General features: G+C 65.2%; 18 protein-coding genes. 8 read left to right on the forward strand and 10 right to left on the reverse strand.

Going from position 1 to position 17,803, the window contains the following annotated elements:
- Window positions 1-85 precede the first annotated feature (85 nt).
- Window positions 86-1,714: a potassium channel family protein gene (locus tag MU553_RS00315; RefSeq protein WP_247372901.1), complete on the forward strand. Its 1,629-nt coding sequence runs from the start codon at window positions 86-88 to the stop codon at window positions 1,712-1,714.
- A gap of 17 nt (window positions 1,715-1,731) precedes the next feature.
- Here the strand turns inward: MU553_RS00315 and MU553_RS00320 are convergent, their stop codons facing one another.
- Complete coding sequence (locus MU553_RS00320) at window positions 1,732-2,355, reverse strand: DUF998 domain-containing protein (RefSeq protein WP_247372907.1); 624 nt, start codon at window positions 2,353-2,355, stop codon at window positions 1,732-1,734.
- Window positions 2,356-2,484: 129 nt separating this feature from the next.
- Between MU553_RS00320 and MU553_RS00325 the strand changes: the two genes are divergently transcribed.
- Window positions 2,485-3,000 (forward strand): TlpA family protein disulfide reductase, encoded by a 516-nt coding sequence (locus MU553_RS00325; RefSeq protein WP_247372911.1) that lies wholly within the window; start codon window positions 2,485-2,487, stop codon window positions 2,998-3,000.
- Window positions 2,997-3,710, forward strand: a complete 714-nt coding sequence (locus MU553_RS00330) for a cytochrome c biogenesis CcdA family protein (RefSeq protein WP_247372917.1) — start codon at window positions 2,997-2,999, stop codon at window positions 3,708-3,710. Before MU553_RS00325 ends, MU553_RS00330 begins: the two co-directional genes overlap by 4 nt.
- A 1-nt stretch (window position 3,711) precedes the next feature.
- Here MU553_RS00330 and MU553_RS00335 read toward each other — a convergent pair whose 3' ends face one another.
- The 3 genes from MU553_RS00335 to MU553_RS00345 all read right to left on the reverse strand — a co-directional run bounded on the left by MU553_RS00335 (window position 3,712) and on the right by MU553_RS00345 (window position 7,638).
- Window positions 3,712-5,034 (reverse strand): hypothetical protein, encoded by a 1,323-nt coding sequence (locus MU553_RS00335; protein WP_247372921.1) that lies wholly within the window; start codon window positions 5,032-5,034, stop codon window positions 3,712-3,714.
- A 100-nt stretch (window positions 5,035-5,134) separates the two neighbouring features.
- A complete protein-coding gene (locus MU553_RS00340; RefSeq protein ID WP_247372924.1) occupies window positions 5,135-5,284 on the reverse strand; it encodes a hypothetical protein in 150 nt (49 codons plus the stop codon).
- A 224-nt stretch (window positions 5,285-5,508) separates the two neighbouring features.
- Window positions 5,509-7,638 carry a CDC48 family AAA ATPase gene (locus MU553_RS00345; RefSeq protein ID WP_247372926.1) on the reverse strand — a complete coding sequence of 710 codons (2,130 nt, stop codon included), beginning with the start codon at window positions 7,636-7,638 and terminating at the stop codon, window positions 5,509-5,511.
- Between the two features lie 77 nt (window positions 7,639-7,715).
- Here MU553_RS00345 and MU553_RS23510 point away from each other — a divergent pair, with 77 nt between their 5' ends.
- The 3 genes from MU553_RS23510 (at window position 7,716) to MU553_RS00355 (ending at window position 11,060) form a co-directional block, all read left to right on the forward strand.
- Window positions 7,716-7,850 carry a DUF7128 family protein gene (locus MU553_RS23510; RefSeq protein ID WP_282593987.1) on the forward strand — a complete coding sequence of 45 codons (135 nt, stop codon included), beginning with the start codon at window positions 7,716-7,718 and terminating at the stop codon, window positions 7,848-7,850.
- A gap of 82 nt (window positions 7,851-7,932) precedes the next feature.
- Entirely contained in the window at window positions 7,933-9,084 is a 1,152-nt protein-coding gene (locus MU553_RS00350) for a matrixin family metalloprotease (protein WP_247372947.1), read from the forward strand.
- 74 nt (window positions 9,085-9,158) lie between these two features.
- Complete coding sequence (locus MU553_RS00355) at window positions 9,159-11,060, forward strand: DEAD/DEAH box helicase (protein WP_345893336.1); 1,902 nt, start codon at window positions 9,159-9,161, stop codon at window positions 11,058-11,060.
- A 46-nt stretch (window positions 11,061-11,106) separates the two neighbouring features.
- On the opposite strand, the gene MU553_RS00360 is transcribed toward MU553_RS00355, so the two are convergent.
- Entirely contained in the window at window positions 11,107-11,355 is a 249-nt protein-coding gene (locus MU553_RS00360) for a DUF8015 family protein (protein WP_247372950.1), read from the reverse strand.
- 269 nt (window positions 11,356-11,624) lie between these two features.
- On the opposite strand from MU553_RS00360, the gene MU553_RS00365 reads away from it, so the two are divergent.
- Together MU553_RS00365 and MU553_RS00370 are read left to right on the forward strand one after the other, a co-directional pair.
- Window positions 11,625-11,921, forward strand: coding sequence for a zinc ribbon domain-containing protein (locus MU553_RS00365; protein ID WP_247372953.1), 297 nt, complete (start codon window positions 11,625-11,627; stop codon window positions 11,919-11,921).
- Between the two features lie 292 nt (window positions 11,922-12,213).
- Entirely contained in the window at window positions 12,214-12,423 is a 210-nt protein-coding gene (locus tag MU553_RS00370) for a hypothetical protein (RefSeq protein ID WP_247372956.1), read from the forward strand.
- Window positions 12,424-12,563: 140 nt separating this feature from the next.
- On the opposite strand, the gene MU553_RS00375 is transcribed toward MU553_RS00370, so the two are convergent.
- The 5 genes from MU553_RS00375 to MU553_RS00395 form a co-directional block, all read right to left on the reverse strand.
- Window positions 12,564-14,321: a MutS-related protein gene (locus MU553_RS00375; protein ID WP_247372960.1), complete on the reverse strand. Its 1,758-nt coding sequence runs from the start codon at window positions 14,319-14,321 to the stop codon at window positions 12,564-12,566.
- Between the two features lie 72 nt (window positions 14,322-14,393).
- Entirely contained in the window at window positions 14,394-14,951 is a 558-nt protein-coding gene (locus MU553_RS00380; RefSeq protein WP_247372976.1) for an NAD(P)/FAD-dependent oxidoreductase, read from the reverse strand.
- A 61-nt stretch (window positions 14,952-15,012) separates the two neighbouring features.
- A complete protein-coding gene (locus tag MU553_RS00385) occupies window positions 15,013-15,492 on the reverse strand; it encodes an SRPBCC family protein (protein ID WP_247372988.1) in 480 nt (159 codons plus the stop codon).
- A gap of 91 nt (window positions 15,493-15,583) precedes the next feature.
- Window positions 15,584-16,843 carry a Glu/Leu/Phe/Val family dehydrogenase gene (locus MU553_RS00390; RefSeq protein ID WP_247372990.1) on the reverse strand — a complete coding sequence of 420 codons (1,260 nt, stop codon included), beginning with the start codon at window positions 16,841-16,843 and terminating at the stop codon, window positions 15,584-15,586.
- 87 nt (window positions 16,844-16,930) lie between these two features.
- On the reverse strand, window positions 16,931-17,782 hold the full coding sequence (locus MU553_RS00395; protein ID WP_247373002.1) for an HpcH/HpaI aldolase/citrate lyase family protein: 852 nt from the start codon (window positions 17,780-17,782) through the stop codon (window positions 16,931-16,933).
- Window positions 17,783-17,803 lie beyond the last annotated feature (21 nt).

Genomic DNA, 17,803 nt, shown 5'->3' on the forward strand with positions numbered 1-17,803 from the left:
TCACGCGCCGGGAGCGATATAGATGTTTGGCTCGGCGAGGACAGCGAACCGAACCGTTATACCACCGACGGGCACAGGGGGTGATATGGGTCGGCGACGACGACGAGCGCTCTATTATCTGACGCTCATTCACGGACTCATTCTCCTGTACACGCTGGTGTACATGTGGGGAATGGAGGCCTTGGAGAACCGGCCGCGGTCGTTCCCCGAAGCGCTCCTCGTCGTCGTCCAGACGTTCACGACAGTGGGGTTCGGCGAGGACGCCCCCTGGCAGACGACGGAAATGGAGCTGTTGATGGTCTCGATGATGGCGACCGGCGTGTTCGTCATCTTCATGGCGCTCCCGCTGTTTATCGCGCCCTGGATCGAAGAGCGACTCTCGACGACGCCCCCGGCGGGGGAGGTCGACCTCACAGACCACGTCGTCATCTGCTCGTACACCTCACGCGGACAGAAACTCACCGAGGAACTCGACATTCTCAATATTCCGTACGTCGTCGTGGTTCCCGATCGTGACCGGGCCGTCGAACTGTTCGAATCGAACGTGCCCGTGTTGCACGGAGATCCAGAAACGCAGCAGACGCTGGAGAACGCGCGGATCAGTGACGCGCAGGCAGTCGTCGTGGACATCGACGACGAGACGAATCCGTCGGTCGCGCTGACGGCGAACCAGCTCGCACCGGACACCACGCTCATCACCTTCGTCAAGGATCCCGATCTCGCAGCGTATCACGAGTACGCGGGAGCCGACTACGTGTTTTCGCCGCGGACGCTCATCGGCGAGAGCCTCGCCGAGAAAGTGACCCGTGGCATCACTGCGAACGTCGGCGACGCCATCGAGATCGGCGAGGACTTCGAAATCGCCGAGTTGCCCGTCCAGTACGGCAGCGAACTCACGGACAAGACCGTCGCGGAGAGCGGCATTCGCGAACGGACCGGCGCGAACGTGATCGGCGCGTGGTTCCGCGGCGAGTTCGTCAGCCCGCCCTCCCCAGACGCCCGCATCGACGAACAGACGATCCTGTTGGTCGCCGGGCAGGAAGACCAACTCGAAACGCTCAAAGAACTCACGCTCTCCGAGACACGACCGAAAGGCGGCGGGAACGTCGTCATCGGCGGCTACGGGGAGGTCGGGTCCACGATCGAGTCGATCCTCGAGACGGCGGGCATCTCGTCGGTCACCATCGACACGGAGGAGCGCAACGGGGTCGACTTCGTCGGCGACATGACCGACCAGGACGACCTGCGGGAAGCGGGCGTCGACGACGCCAGCACCGTCATCCTCGCGCTGCCGGACGACACGATGACCATCTTCGCGACGCTGGTGGTCAGGGAACTCAATCCCGAAGTCGAGATCATCGCCCGGGCGGACGAGACCGAGAGCGTCAGGAAACTCTACCAGGCCGGCGCGGACTACGTCCTGGCGCTTGCGACCGTCAGCGGCCGAATGCTGGCTTCGACCATCCTGGGCGAGGACGTCATCTCGCTGGATCAACAGGTCGAAGTCATCCGGTTCGACGCCAACGGTCTGGCCGGTCAGACCCTGGCCGGGGCGGACATCCGCGCCCAGACCGGCTGTACGGTCATCGCGATCGAGCGCAACGGGGACGTGTTCACCGACTTCGACCCGGACTTCGAGTTCGCCACCGACGACAGTCTCGTCGTCGCCGGCCCCGACGAGAGCATCGCGATGTTCGCGAAACAGTACGAGTGATCGGCGGGGGAGCGACGCTACGGCCCGGCGGCTGGATCAGAGCCGAGTCTCGCGCGCACGTCCAGGCTCGTCCCGACGGCCCATCCGGCAAACAGCACCGCACCCACGATTTCTGGCAGCGCCAGTCCGGGTCTGAGAAGGGCACCGGTCGCGATCCAGACCGCCCAGGTGGCGCCGTTCAGACCGCCCGCCAGGATCGTCGCGACGCCGCGAACTCGGTCACCGGCAACGACGTTCCCGACGCCGTAGGTCCACAGGGCGATCGACAGCAAGACGTAGAACGCGATAGCGACCGGCACGTGCGGGTCGGTCCCCTGCGGGAAGACGCCGATCAGGACGAGCGCGACCAGAACCAGGCCGAACAGCGCGACGCCGACGAGTTCGATGCGATTGCGCGCGGCGCCCACGAGGGCGTAGCCGAACCAGAGCCCTACGAAGCCGCCGGCGATCAATCCGCCGTTGAACACGAGGCGGGTCGTCGGGGTCGACGCAGTACTGATCGTCGTTCCGAGGTTCGAGAGGGCGTTGCCGGTCCAGGAGAACTGGGGCGAGAGCAGCGTGGCGACGAAGATCGCGCCGAGCGTCACGACTGGCGCTACGATTCCAGCCCCCCAACTCACTCGGTCGGCCGTCGCAGTCATCGACCGGCCCTTCCACATGTTGGAATTTCAAAGGTAACGGTTCGGACTCGCAGCGGTGTGTGAGTTGTTGTGTATCACTGTGGCACAGATGGCGTGCTACTTTTCTATTCGGGTCACCGAGGTCGAGTCATGGAGGACACGGGCCGTCGAGGGTTCCTCGCCGGGAGCGCCACGGCCGTCGCCGCACTGGCGGGCTGTACCCAGATCCCCGGGTTGTCGAACGGGTCGGAAACCACTCCGCAACCGATATCGCTCCAGACGCTCGACGTCGGCGGTTCACCCGGTGACCGGATTCGGGTCCAGCCGTCCGGCGAAGTAGCCCTGTTAGATTTCTTCGCGACGTACTGTGAGCCCTGCAAGCCACAGATGGCGGAACTGCGAACGGTCCGCTCGAATTCCCCCGATCTGCACATGCTGTCGATCACCTGGGAGAACGAACTCGACGGCGTCAGAGAGTTCTGGCGGCAGTACGAGGGGACCTGGCCGGTCGCCGCGGACACCAAACTGAAAACGAGCGAGCAGTACGGGATCAACGGGCTCCCGACCATGGTGATCATCGACGCGGACGGCGAGGAAGTGTGGCGACACAAGGGCCTCGCGAAGGCAGAAACCATCCAGTCGAACATCGACGCCGCCCAGCAATGATCGATCTGGCGTCGCTTCGTCTCGGCTTCGCTTTCGGGCTCGGGACCGCCACGTTCTTCGCGCCCTGTGCGTTCCCGCTGTTGCCCGGCTACGTCGGCTACTATCTCGGCAAGACCGGCGGCGATACGCCCGAAGGCACGCTTCCGTTGCGGCTCGGACGGGCGGCTCTCGTCGGGCTCTTCACCAGCCTCGGATTCTTCCTCGTGTACGCGGCGTTGGCAGGCGTCGCCATCGCCGCCGGGACGCAGATCCTCGGCCACGTGGGCCTGCTCGAACTCGTCGTCGGCCTGTTGTTGATCGGGCTCGGTATCGGGATGGCGACGGGCCGACTCCAGGCGTCCTCGCTCCACGTCCAACTGCCCGAGCGCCGGCGCTCGGTGCTGGGCTACGTCCTGTTCGGCGTCATCTACGCCGCGGCCGCTGCCGGCTGTACCGCACCGTTTTTCGTCGCGATCGTTTCGCTCTCGCTGAACAGTGGGCCAGCGGCCACGATCGTGACGCTCGGCGCGTACGCAGCGGGGATGAGCGTCCTGATGATCGGCGTGACGATGCTCTCGGCGCTCGGCCGGGACACGCTCGTTCGACAGCTCTCGGCCAGGACCGGCGTGATTACGCGCGCCGCGGGGGCCGTGATGGTTCTCGCTGGGCTGGTCCAACTGTACTACTACCTCTTCGAGTTCGGCGGCCTGAAAACGCTCGGCTTCGCGTGAGCTAGCGCCGGCGAGGCGGTCGCACGACGACGCTGGACGGCTCGGTCTGGACGCTCGTCTCGGACACGAACCGATCCGAGCCTGCCAGCAGCACCACGGTCCGATCGTCGAGCCGTTCCATTCGGAAGGTGACCCGATTCGTCGTTGCACTTCGGGAGGCGGGTGCGGTGCGTTCGTCGAGGAACTGAGACGCCACGGTCGCGAACTCGGTCGCGTTGGCGGCATCGTCCCACCTGGTGATCCAGGCGAACGACGGCTCGCTGCCGCCGCGAAAGGTAAGGACCCGGTCGTTTCCCCAGCCAGCGGCAGCGGCCGCTGCACGCGCTCTCGGCACCTCCGTCCCGAGAACGACCCGCACGAACAGTTCTCCGCGACTGTCTCGCTGACTGACGGTCCACCGGGAGTCGCCGTCCGGGACGGACACTCCCAGCGGAACTGGGGAGTCCCTGGTTCCGTGGAGGAGTTGCTCCGTCGTCGACGGCGGCGTTCGATACACGCGCCCGAGGTCGGCCGGCGCATCGACCCGCGAGCTGACGTAGTCGGCGCCGTGGTGGTACGCCGCCCAGTAGAGCCTCGTCCCGCCGGTGGCGTTCGCGTAGAGTCGACTGATCTGCGTCCGCTCGGTCGGGTAGCGAGGCTGATACCGCCTGACGTACTCGCTGGCGGTGTAGACTGCAGCGCCTTCGAGCAGGCTTCGCGCGGTGAGCGTGCCGTCGGAAGTCGACAGTCGGTCGTCAGCCAGGCCGGCCCTGATCGCCGCTCGGTCGCCCTGTGCGAACTGGATACTGTGGGTGAACTCGTGGGCGAGCGTTCGCTCGATCGCGGGCGCCCGTCCCGCTCGTGGGGCGAGAAAGACCCGTCCGGTCGGGAACGTCATGCCACTGGTCTGGAGCTCGCTGTCTTCGACGGGTTGTGGCGGACCGATACCGAGCACGGCCTCGAAGTCGTCGTTCTGGACGTCACCGAACGTTCCCCCCGTCGACGTGGCCGAATACACCTTGACCGCCGGTGGGTCCGCCCGCGCGTCGAGGAGTTGTCGAACCCGGCCGAAGGTCTTCCCGGCGTCCACCGGCAGGTCGCCGGAGACCGCCACGTCGGCAGGCCGCGGTGTCGGCGTGATCGCAGTCTGCGTGCCGTTCCCCGCGGCACGGCGCGGTTCCTGCGTCGCGGGCACCGTCGTCACCGCGGTCGGAGCGCTACCATCCAGCGCCCTCGATTCAGTCCCGTGGACTGCGGTCGGGTCGCTCTCGCTGTCCACCGGTGCGTTACACCCAGCGACCACTACGAGGAAAAGCGTCGCGAGGACACCGAGTCGGCGTCGCATTGGTCCCGCATCCACAGCGACGGGAATAAATCCACACTGCTGTCTGGTCTACCGAGAGGTCACGAGAAAGCAACGACAATCGGCCCGACGGAACGCCGTTTTAGACGTGGTACTTGTCGCTCTTGGCGGTGAACAGGCCCTCGATCTGGACTTCGTTCTCAGTCGAGAACATCATCGGTGCGGTCTCCGTTTCGGTCTGGGACGGCAGTGTCTGGCGAGGCGCGGACGTCGTCGAGTGTTGTGTGCTCATGGGTTTGGGATGGTGACAGCGGACAGCGATTTGAAGGCGATACCGAGACGCGTCTAGTGAAGAAGGAGGCAGCGTACGCGTACGATCGGCATCATGTGTCTACCTCGACGTACAGACCAATCTATAATAAATGTTCCTGTTGAAATAGTCCGAAAACAATGCCAATAGTTACCAAACGGCAGTTTCGAGCGCTCACGAGAGGACTGTGAGTGAGGAGCCGACCGTTACGTCGAGTCCGTTCGTTCGAGTGCGGCATCGAAGTGCTCGCGGCGGATGACGACTTCGTCGGCTCGATCGGTTGCGACGTCGGGACCGTGTTCGGCGGCGAACTCGCGGATGGCGAGCATCGACGCCTCGCGGACGAGCGCTTCGAGGTCCGCACCGGAGCGTCCCGCCGTCTCCGCGGCGAGGTCGTCGAGATCGACGGCGTCACCGAGGGGCTTCTCGCGCGTGTGGACGCCCAGAATCGCTCGGCGCGCCCCCTCGTCGGGGTTCGGTACCTCGATGTGAGCTTCGAGTCTGCCGGGTCGAAGCAGCGCGGGGTCGAGCGAGTCGCGCCGGTTCGTGGCCGCCAGCACGACGAGGTTCGGGTTCTCGGCCAGCCCGTCCAGTTCCGTCAGCAGTTGGGAGACGACCCGTTCGGTCGCCTCGTTCCCCTCGCCGCGACGGCCGGCGATGGCGTCGATCTCGTCGAAGAAGACGATCGACGGGGCGGCCTGCCGGGCGCGCTCGAACACTTCGCGCACGGCCTTCTCGCTCTCACCGACGTACTTGTCGAGCAGTTCCGGCCCGGCCACGTGGATGAAGTTGACGTCGCTCTCGCCGGCGAGAGCCCGGGCCAGCAACGTTTTGCCCGTGCCCGGCGGCCCGTGGAGCAGGACGCCGGACGGGGGATCGGTGTGGGTCGCCTCGAACAGCGCCCGGTAGCTGAGCGGCCACTCGACGGCCTCTTCGAGGCGCGTCTTGGCTTCTGTCAAGCCACCTACGTCGTCGAATCCGACGTCGGGCGTCTCGGCGACGTACTCGCGCATCGCCGAGGGATCGACTGCCGCCAGCGCCGTCTCGAAGTCCGCGCGGGCGACGACCGGTTCCTCGCGCGTCCGGCGAAGCGCGACCATCGCCGCTTCGGTCACCAGCGAGCCGACGTCCGCCCCGACGAACCCGTGGGTCCGTCCGGCGAGCCAGTCCAGATCGACGTCGTCGTCGAGCGGCATCCCGCGCGTGTGCACGTCGAGAATTTCCCGCCGCCCGTGTTCGCCCGGCACGCCGATTTCGATCTCGCGGTCGAAGCGGCCGCCGCGACGCAGCGCGGGGTCGATGGCGTCGACGCGGTTGGTCGCCCCGATGACGATGACGCGGCCGCGCTCTTCGAGGCCGTCCAGAAGCGTCAGCAACTGGGCGACGACGCGGTTCTCCATGTCGGCGTCCTCGTCGCGGGTGCCCGCGATGGAGTCGATCTCGTCTACGAAGAGGATCGACGGCGCGTTCGCCTCGGCCTCCTGGAACGCTTCGCGGAGTTTCTCCTCGCTCTCGCCCTTGTACTTCGAGACGATCTCCGGTCCCGAAATCGTCTGGAAGTGAGCGTCGACCTCGTTGGCCACGGCACGAGCGATAAGCGTCTTTCCCGTTCCAGGTGGTCCGTACAGCAACACGCCCTTCGGCGGATCGATGCCCAGTCGCCGGAACAGGTCGGGGTCCGACAGCGGGAGTTCGATCATCTCCCGGACCTGCTCGAGTTCGTCGTCGAGACCGCCGATGTCCTCGTACGTGACGCCCAGGTCCGTGGCGTCCCGCGACTCGCCGCCCTCGCTGTCAGCGGACTGCGCCGGAGGGGACTGCTGTCCCGCTCCCAGATCGAGGTCGATCCCGTCGTGGACGGTCAAGTCGGTCTCCTCGGTCACTCTCACCGGTCCGTCGGGGTCGGTCAACGAGACGACCACGACGCCGAGACCGTCCACGTGGACTCGCTCTCCCTCCCGAATCGGGCGGTCGAGCAAGCCCGATTTGACGGTCGATTCGACGTCGTCGCCGTCCGGCAGTTGCGAGGTCGGGCGAACGGAGACGAGTGACGCATCGGCGACGGTGGTCGTGGAGACCGTGACGGTGTCGCCGATGTTGACGCCGGCGTTCGCGCGCGTGTCCGCGTCGATCTTGACGACGTCGCTGTCGCCGTCGGCCATCGGCCACATCTTCACGACCGTCTCGCGACTCCCCTGGACGATGACGGGATCGCCGCTGAGGATGCCGAGTCGGTTCCGTGCGGCCTCCGGCAGTCGTGCGACACCGCGACCGGCATCGCGTTTGTCCGCACCCTTCACAGTGAGGGCGACGCCGTCGCCGTGTTCGCGGCTCATGCCCTGGGGTTGTCGGTCCACCGTCTTGAGGGTTCCCCGCAGAAACGCATTTGATGCCGGCCGTTACATGATAACGTATGGTGGTCCAGACTCAGCGCGACGAAACGATCTGGTACAAGTGTGAGGAGTGTGGGCTCATGTTCGACGACCAGAGCGACGCGCGCAAACACGAGGGGAACTGCGAAGCCGAGGGCCCGTCGTACATTCAGTGAGCGGGCGGGCGGTTTCAACTGCCCGTCACGTCAGCAGCCCCAAACGAACCCTTTTGCCACTTGCCGTCGTACCGGTGACTCGATGAAGCGGGCTCTCGTTCTCGTTTCGTTGCTTTTGCTCGCTGGTTGTTCCGCGATACCCGGAACCCAGACTGAAACCCCGAACGTCGAGACGACTCACCCGGTCGAGACGACCGACTCGACGCCCCTCGACCCCTCGACGACTGCGTCCGCTGCGACCGCAACCAGTGACCAGACGACCCCGACCCCGACCGCCGAATCGGCGCAGTCGGCTGCGACGCCGACTCCCGAGCTGAACGTCGAACCCGCAGACAATCCCTGGGGGAAAGACACCGTCACCGTCGCGCTGGTGGCGGGCGGACACGATGAGATCGACTACCGCTCCGCCCTCTCGGGAGCGCTCGACTACTGGAACGCTCACGCGGAGTTCGGCGACTACACCGTCGAGTACGTCCTCGTCGACGACGCCGACGACGCGGACGTCCGCGTGAAGATCAGGGAGTCCGTCGAGACCTGCGGGGTCGAACAGAGCGAGCAGGTCCTCGGCTGTGCGCCGCTGCTCACGGAGGGCACGCGAGCCGATCCGCCGACGACGGTCACGATCGAAGCGGGTTACAACCACCAGAGCACCGAGGACGTCATGATCCACGAGTTCGGTCACGTCCTCGGCATCCGCCACGGGGAGGAGCCCCAGGCGTACATGCAACCGAAGAACACGGCCTATCTGACCGCCCAGCCCAACGCGAGCGAGCGCGGCTATCCCTGGCAGACCACCGAGTTCAGGTTCCACGTCGCCACCGAGGACAGCCAACGCGACCGCGAGGCCGTTCGTGACCAGGTCGGGCACGTCATCGACTACTTCGACCGGATCAAAGACGAGGACCCGGCCGTGCCGTCGAACGTCTCTGTCTCGTGGGCCGACAACCGGAGCGACGCCAACGTCGTCGTGCAGTTCCGGGAGCGGCTTCCGGACGGGGGGACGGGCGGCAGTACTGTCCAACAGTACGGCTTCGATCCGGACGGCGACCAGGCCATCGAGTACTACGCGAACGTCACCGTCACGGTGGCAGCCGTCGACACCGAAACCGTGGGCTGGCACACCGGGTACTGGTTCGGACAGGTACTCGGCATCGACGAAGACAACCTGCCGGACCCGCTCCGGAGTGCCGACGCTCGCGACCGACGCGACGACTGGTGGACCGACTCCCCGTGACCGCCCTCGGGCACGCCATCCGGGGCAGTTTCGTGGCGCAAACCGTTTGATGCTCGCCCCACTACGGACTGGCAGTGACCGACAACGAGGAGCCAGCCGAAGCGAACGCGGGTGAGGACGCCGGTTCGACAGCAGCCGACGAGCAGCCCTCCGAAACGGACGAAGCAACGACTCTCGACAGCGACGGGTTCACCGACGTCATCCAGGACATCGGGCGACCCGTCGTGACGGCGAGCCGCGTGGCACAGGCGCTCGACTGCAGTCAGTCGGCGGCGACCGAGGCACTCGACGCGCTTGCTGGAGAGGACCTCGTCCAGAAACTCGACGTGTCGACCGATCCGGTCGTCTGGTATCCGACCGACTGGTCGCGGCTGACCGACCGCGAGCGGGTCATCCTCTTTCCCGGCCGCCGACAGATCGTCGTCGACCATCCGACGCAGTTCACGCGAGCGCAACTCTCACAGTTCGCGCACCTCGTCGACACCACCCACCGCGGCGGCTATCTCTACGAAGTCCGTCGCGAGGACGTCTGGGGCGCGCCGTACGACACCTTCGAGGACCTGCTCGGGACGATCCGGGACGTGCTGCCCGAGCGGTCGCCGGCGCTCGAAGAGTGGATCGAAGACCAGTGGAAGCGCGCCCATCAGTTCACGCTGCGGACACACGAGGACGGCTACGTCGTCCTCGAAGCCGCGACGGAGAACCTGATGGGGAACGTCGCCCGCGAGAAACTCGACGACGAACAGTTACGCGCCCCCATCTCGGACAGCGAGAGCTGGGTCGCCGAAGAGGCCGTCGCCGAGGTCAAGCGCATCCTCTACGAAGCCGGCTATCCGGTCCAGGACGAGCGCGACTTGGAAACGGGCGAGGACCTCGATCTGGACCTCACGCTCGACCTCCGCGACTACCAGCACGCGTGGGTGAGCCAGTTCATGGAGACCAAGTCCGGCGTCCTCGTCGGCCCGCCGGGCGCAGGAAAGACCGTCGCGGCGCTGGGGATTCTCGCGCGGGTGGGCGGCGAGACGCTCGTCCTCGTTCCGAGCCGCGAGCTGGCGGGCCAGTGGCGCGAGGAGATTCTCGCCCGGACGACGCTGACACCGGCCCAGATCGGCGAGTATCACGGCGGTACCAAGCAGGTGCGGCCGATCACGATCGCCACGTACCAGACGGCCGGGATGGACCGTCACCGACAGCTGTTCGACAGCCGAGAGTGGGGGCTCGTGATCTACGACGAGGTGCATCACATCCCTTCGGCGGTGTATCGCCGGAGTGCGAACCTCCAGACCAAACACCGCCTCGGACTCTCTTCGACGCCGGTCCGCGAAGACGACAAGGAAGAAGACATCTACACGCTCATCGGGCCGCCGATCGGGACGGACTGGGACGCACTGTTCGACGCCGGCTTCGTCGCCGAGCCGGAGGTGGAAATCCGGTACGTTCCCTGGGCGAGCGACGACGTCCGCAACGAGTACGTCAGCAGTGACGGCCACGAGCGGCGACAGCTCGCCGCCACGAACCCGGCGAAAATCGATGAGACCCGACACCTCCTCTCCCGGCACGCGAACAAGAAAGCGCTCGTGTTCGCCGACTACCTCGATCAGGGGCGGGCGTTCTCGGCGGCGCTCGACGTTCCGTTCGTCAACGGCGAGATGCCCCACAGCAAACGCGAACGTCTCCTGGAAGAGTTCAGACAGGGGATGCGCGACACGCTCATCGTCTCGCGGGTCGGTGACGAGGGGATCGATCTCCCGGACGCGGAACTGGCCATCGTCGCCTCGGGACTCGGCGGATCGCGACGCCAGGGCGCCCAGCGAGCCGGGCGGACGATGCGCCCGGAAGGCCGATCGCTGGTGTTCGTCCTCGCGACGCGCGGGAGCAACGAAGAGGACTTCGCACAGCGACGGATGCGTCACCTCTCTTCGAAGGGCGTCCGCGTGACGGAAGGCGAAGCCGAAGCTGTCGAAACCACGAACTGACGAACACGGCACGAACAGGGGACAACGCGACTGCTGAGAACAGTCGTTACGCGCGACCAGTTCCCGTCTTCGGGGGGTTGAGGAACAGCGCGTCGATCAGCGCGGCGATTCCCGCGATGCCTGCGACCGACAACGCGGTTCGGAAGCCGATGGAAAGCAGGTTCCCCACGACGAGACTGATCAGGAATACCGTCGGCATGAACGCGAGCAGGAGGTCGTACCGTGACAACGATGGAAACAGGACTCGTCGTCCGTCTGCAGTACCTCGCTGCGCAGTGTTGTCACTTCTGGACATAGTGTTCTTCCACCTCCTCACTAATACCTTTGCGATGACAGCACTAAAATTTTTCTCTCATGCCTTCCCGTGAAGGCATTTCAAACACTGATTGAACCGCTGTCGTACATTTCCATAAGTTATAGATGTATTATATCGTGATAATCACGGGGAGAAGTCAGTATAGGGCAACGGACATTGATCAGAGACGTCGCGGGACGCCGACTCGCGACAGGCGCGAACAAGACAGCACAACGGTTTAGTGTTCGAAATAGCTAGCGTCCTCTTGTATGGGTCCGGACCTCTGGATGCAGGGCGCAGTCGTCGGACTCGCGCTCGCCCAGTTGCTCGTCTTCTGGGTGTTGTATCGACGGTCCGAGGTATTGGGTTTCACGACCGACGGTCGGCCAGCTACTCCTGGCGGGAAGACGGCCACATCGGACGAGGAGCGCGCCGTGGTCTGCCCGGACTGCGGGAGTGCGAACGAACCGGGGTTCCAGTACTGCCAGAACTGCGTCTCGGAACTTCCCGGCACGGCGTCTTCGCCGGACGCGAACGACACGCCACAGGGCCGCGGACTGTCCTGACCCGACTCTCGATTCTCGACGGCCGTCGTTACGAGGGGCGCCCGCCGAATCCACCGGAACGTCCGGGGTCCGGTTGTGCAACAATCGAGTTCCTTCGAAGGCATCAAATCGAGGATGTTTAACGTTACCGTGTGACACATAGTACGACTCGAAGGAAACTGACGTGTGGAGAGCGCCGCCACTTACTACGAGTAACCATTGTTTCAGGAACAGGCGAGCGACGGATTTACGCTGCGGAGGGACACGGTGTCTCTCCGCAACACACACGGTTACAGAGCGGCGACGGTCACCTATGACGGACGATCTGACGAGCAATCTCGAGGGTCGCCGAGCAACAGCGACGATCGACGGTGAACAACGTCGTGGTACCATTACCGCAGTGACCTACACGCCGAAGAAAGGCGACATGGTCGTCGCACTGGAACTCGACGACCCGGCTCCAAACGGCCCCTCGTCAGTCGCGCTCGCGCTGGACGACATCGACCTGGCGAGTGACACGTAAGCCTGCCCGACGATTCTTCGGAACGTATACTTCTGAAATGAAACTGCCAGTACGTCTGTGCAGACGGTAGTTACTCGGACATTCACCGGAAACACGGTGTGTCGTTGGCGTGAGAGAAGCGACGTGACGTTTCTCCTTCGTCAGTTCGTCCAGCGGGTGTCGGCCAGGGTTCGCTGCACGGCTTCTTCGCCGACGGCCTGCGCGAGCGTCTCGAAGCCAGCGCGTTCCTGTCTGTCCCCGGCGTCGGCGACGAGCCGGGAGACGATGAACTCCGGCGTGGACTTGCCGACGGTGCCGAAGCGGGGCTGATAGTCAACGGCCAGGTCGAGATCAGGCGTGAGACCTTCGGCGAAGATGCCGTCCGTGCGAGCCTCGTCGGGGAGCGGCTGAAGGTCGTCGGCGAGGTGGGTGACGAACACGCCCATCGCGCCGCGTTCGACCGTCAGCGTGACGAGACCGTGCAGGAGGTCGGCCGCGCTCCCCGGTTCCGTGATCGCTTCGAACTCGTCGACGAGCATCAACGTCCTGGCGTCGTCCGTGAGCGGCGGGACGACGGTCCGCAGCGTCGATTCGAGGACGCCGGCGTTGAAACTGGCGTGTCGCCGATGGAAAACGACGACGTCGACGACGCTCACCTCGGCCGCGCGGGCGGGAACGGGCAGTCCCATCTGAGCGAGGAGTTGGACCTGACAGAGCGTTTCGAGCAACGTGGTCTTCCCACCGCTGTTCGCTCCAGTCAGGACGGTCACCTGGTCGCCACGGGGCGGCGCGTCCGCAGTCGAGACGTCGAGATCGTGCTCACCAACGGCGTAGGTGATCGGCTGGACTGACTGGTCGCCGACGCCGACCAGCTCGAGGTTTCTGGCGTCGGCCACCGCGATCGTCTCTCGGTCCTCGACAAACGTCGGGCGCGTGAGGTCGAATTCGAGCGCAAACCGGGCCAGCGAGACGTAGAAGGCGATGTCGTCGACCGCCGTGACCGCCGCGTCGATGTCCTCTCTGGCGGTCTCGATGGCGCCCTCGAGATCTGCTGCCACTTCGTCTGCACGCTCGCTGACGGCCCGTCGTCGGTCGTCGGCCAGCGACCGCAGCGTCTCGCTGACGAACCCGGCCGCGTCGGTCGCGTCCGACGGCATCGCTTCTCTGACTGCGGTCAGCGAGATGCCGGTCTCGTCGGTGACGTGTCGGACGAACTCCTCGCGGAACTCGTCGGTGCCGCGGACGCCCTCCTGTACCGTTTCGAGCACGTCAGCCTGGTTCGCCGAGAGTTCCTCGACGGCGGTCTGCTGGTCGCGGAGGTCGTCGAGTCGGTCGTCGACCCCTGCGCCGACGGTGCCGTCACCGAGTGCCGCGAGCGCATCGGCCGCGTCGGCGAGCGCGTCGGCGTCCAGCGGGTCGAGCTGTTCGAACACGCCACCCGAAACCTCGGCATCGACGAGTTCGAGTGCGGTTTCGACGGCGGACCGCTCGCCCCCGTCGATGCTGTCGTGCGTCTCGAACGCCTCGACGACCGCGGCCCGTGACGCCGCGTCGAGTGCATCCCAGGCGTCGACGGCGTCAAGCACAGTGTCCAGGCGGGACTCCATCGTCTCACGGTCGCGCAGTGGCGTGAGCACGCGGATGCGATCTTCGGCGTGGCGCGTGACGGCGTGCTCGCTGGCCAAATCGAGGATGTCCTTGTACACGTCGCGGGTGTCCCGCGTGGCGAGGACGTCCATGCCTTCGCCGCCCTGTGCCCGTCGGAGAATCCGCGTCGCCCGTCCGCGGCTCAGGCCAGCGGCCATCAGCGCGCGGCTATCGGCGGATTCGATGGCCTCGATCGCTGCCGGTTCGCCGATCGACTCGGTGAGGCGCTCCCGAGTCTTCGGCCCGACACCCCAGTAATCGTCGAGTCGCATACGTCCGGCGAGGACCGGAGCGGTCTTAGGCGTTCATGTATCCGACACGGAAGCTTCCAGTCCTTCGTCGGGTCACTCGGCGTCGGCTGGCGTGTCGAAGTCGTGGAAGTGCTCGCCTTTCTCGGTACTCAGGATGTCGAGTGCGGCCGCGCCGCCGTCCCCAGCCGAGATGATTGCCTGCCACTCCTGGTCTCGTACCATCGCGCCCGTCGCGTACGTGCCGGGGACACTCGTTTCCATTGAAAGGTCCACGTCGATGGTTTCGTTCGCAGCGATGTCACAGCCCAACTGCTCGGCGAGATCCAGGTCGGTGCCGGTCGCGAGCACCACGTACCTCGCCTGGTATTCGCCGTCGGCCGTCTCTATCTCGAAGCCGTCTCCGGCGTCGGTGACGCTCGTCACCGCTTCACCCTGCCGCAGATCGACCCCGAACTCGTCGACTTGCTCGCGGACGTGTTCCATGAACGCCGACCCGTCCATGCTCTCGATGCCGAGATAGTTGAACAGGTGCGCCTTGTGCATCCACGTCTCGTCGGTGTCGAAGACGACGGTATCCAGTTCGTTCTTGGCAGTGAACAGGGCCGCGCTGAGCCCCGCTGGTCCCCCGCCGACCACGGCAACGTCTGTCATGGCTTACGCTTCCACGAACGGAGCGAAAAAGGTCAGGACGTGTCCGGCGACTTGCCTGTCGTCACTCCAGTAGTTCCTTCGTCCGCCGATGGCGGTAGCAGAACATCGGTCCCAGGCCGACGGTCGCGAGCGGCCCGAGCCGGCGGCCGAGTCCTCCGAGCGGGAGTTCGTACTCGATGCGGTCGCGGACGAGAGTCCCGTCGCCGTCGGCGAAAAACGAGTGGGTGTGCTCCCACTCCCGGAAAGGGCCGCCTTCCATCTCGTCGCGGAACATCGCAGCGCCGTCACCTTCCTCGCGATCGACGATGACGGACGTCCAGTTCTGTCGCGGCCCGATCCCGAGCGGCCGGATCGACGACTGGATCCGCGACCCGGCTTCGAGGATTCCCGGATCGGACTCGCCGTCCGGCCCCGTTACAGATTCGACGTCGAGATTCATCCAGTCGGGCGTGAGCGCCTCCAGTCCAGTGACCCGCGAGTGAAACTCCCACACGTCCTCGAACGGCGCGGCGACGCGAACCTCCCGCTGGTAGACAGCCATGGCTGCGTTTAGGAACGGAGTCGGCAAAACACGTGCGGTAGGGGCAGCGAATCAGGCACTCACGGGAAAACCGGCGTTTCCAGCCTGACAGTTACGGGAACTGCCCTGCATCTTTGGCGGCACGGGCCACGCGTTCGATAGCGACCACGTACGCGGCAGTCCGATAGTTCGGTGCGTCAGTCGCCTCGTAGGTCTCCGTGAGGGTGTCGAACGCGTCGCAGATGATCCGCTCTAACTCCTCGTTGACTCGGTGTTCGGTCCAGGAGAAGCGCTGTCGGTTCTGGACCCACTCGAAGTACGACACCGTGACGCCGCCGGCGTTCGCGAGGATGTCGGGGAACACAGCGACGTCGCGGTCGGCGAGGATTTCGTCGGCGTCGGGCGTCAACGGCCCGTTCGCAGCCTCGACGATGATGTCGGCCTCGACGTCCTCGGCGATGGCCGCATCGATCGCGTTTTCCAGGGCCGCCGGAATCAGCAAATCCACGTCCTCGGTGAGCAGGTCCCTGTTCGTGAATTCCGTTGTGGCGCCCTCGTAGCCTTTGAGCTGTCCGGTCGCGTTCTTGTGGGCTTTCGCGTCGGCGACGTCGAGCCCCTCCGGGTTGTAGATCGCACCGCTCGAATCAGAGACGGCGACGACGTTCGCGTTCAGTTCTTCGTCGACGAGTCGTGCAGCGACCGAGCCCGCGTTTCCGAACCCCTGGACTGCGACGGTCGCAGACTCGATGTCCTTCCCGAGATACGCGAACGCTTCGCGGGCAGTCAGCATGACCGAGCGGCCCGTCGCCTCGACGCGACCGGCACTCCCGCCGCTGGTCGGCGCCTTCCCGGTGACTGTCCCGGGTGCCGTCGTGTTCTCCAGCGTCTCGTAGGTGCCCTTGATCCAGTTCATCTCCCGCTGGCCGGTGTTGACGTCCGGCGCGGGAATGTCTTTGTCAGGACCGATTATCGGACGAAGTTCGGTCGCGTACGCGCGCGTGATCCGTTCGAGTTCGTTCACTGAATAGTTGCGAGGATCGACGACGATCCCGCCTTTTCCACCGCCGTACGGAATGTCCACGGTGGCACACTTGTACACCATCCACCCAGAGAGCGCCTTCACCTCGTCCCGAGAGACGTTCGGATGATATCGAATGCCGCCCTTGTACGGGCCGCGATCCCCGTTGAACTGCGAGCGAAACGCTTTGAATACCTCGATCGATCCGTCGTCCATCTCGACGGACAGGTTCGTCTCGAGCACCCGTTCCGGCTGTTTCAGCCGTTCGAGAACGTCGGGCTTCACGTCGACGTAGACAGCAGCATCGTCGATCTGCTCCTGGAGGCTCTCGAACGGGTTCACGTCCTCAGCCATGGCCAATCAATTGCCGACTGCGGTATTAAACGTGATGTTGTCAATACCATACAAATGTATTAATACAATATATATTCGAGTGGCAACTCACCGATCGTCGGCAGCGCGTGCCCGTTCGAGGACGCGTTCGGCCTGCGCGATCAGCGGTGCATCGATCATCTCGCCGTCGACACTGAACACGCCTCGGCCCTCAGCCTCTGCGTCGGCCTTCGCGGCGAGGACCCGTTCGGCCCATTCGATCCTGTCAGTCGAGGGGGTGAATGCGTCGTTGATGACGTCGACCTGCGACGGGTGGATCGCCATCTTCCCGTCGTACCCGAGTTCGATGGCAAACTCCGTCTGCTCGCGGAGGCCAGCAGCGTCTTGGATGTCGGCGTGGATCGTGTCGATCGCGTCGACGTCGGCTGCGCTCGCAGCCAAGACGACGTGTTCCCGTGCGTAGAGCACCTCAGTACCCTCCTCGGTACGGGTGGCACCGACGTCGGCAGCGAGGTCCTCTGCGCCGAAAGCGATGGCAGCGGTGCCGTCCGTCGCCGCGATCTCCTCGGCGTGCAGCACTCCAGCAGCTGACTCGACCAGCGGAATCACGTCGAGCGAGACATCGTGGTTGTCGAGCAACGCAGTGACCGCTGCCACGTCGGCGGCGTCCGTCACCTTCGGAAGCATGACGCTGTCAATGCGCGGCGATCCGTCGAGTACGGCTTCGAGGTCCGCGGCGGCAGCGACGTCTGGCGGCGTCACGCGAACACAGACCTCACACTCGGGGTCGAAGGACTCGTCCGTGAGCACGTCGTTGACAGCCGATCTCGCCTCTGACTTCCGCTCGGGTGCGACCGCGTCTTCGAGATCGAAGACGACGACGTCTGCACCCGACCCGGGTGCTTTTCGCATGAGTGCTGGCTGATCGCCGGGCGAGAACAGGACGCTTCTGCGAACCATGGCGGTGGATGCAGCGGCAGC

This window comes from Halorientalis brevis, from assembly GCF_023077655.1.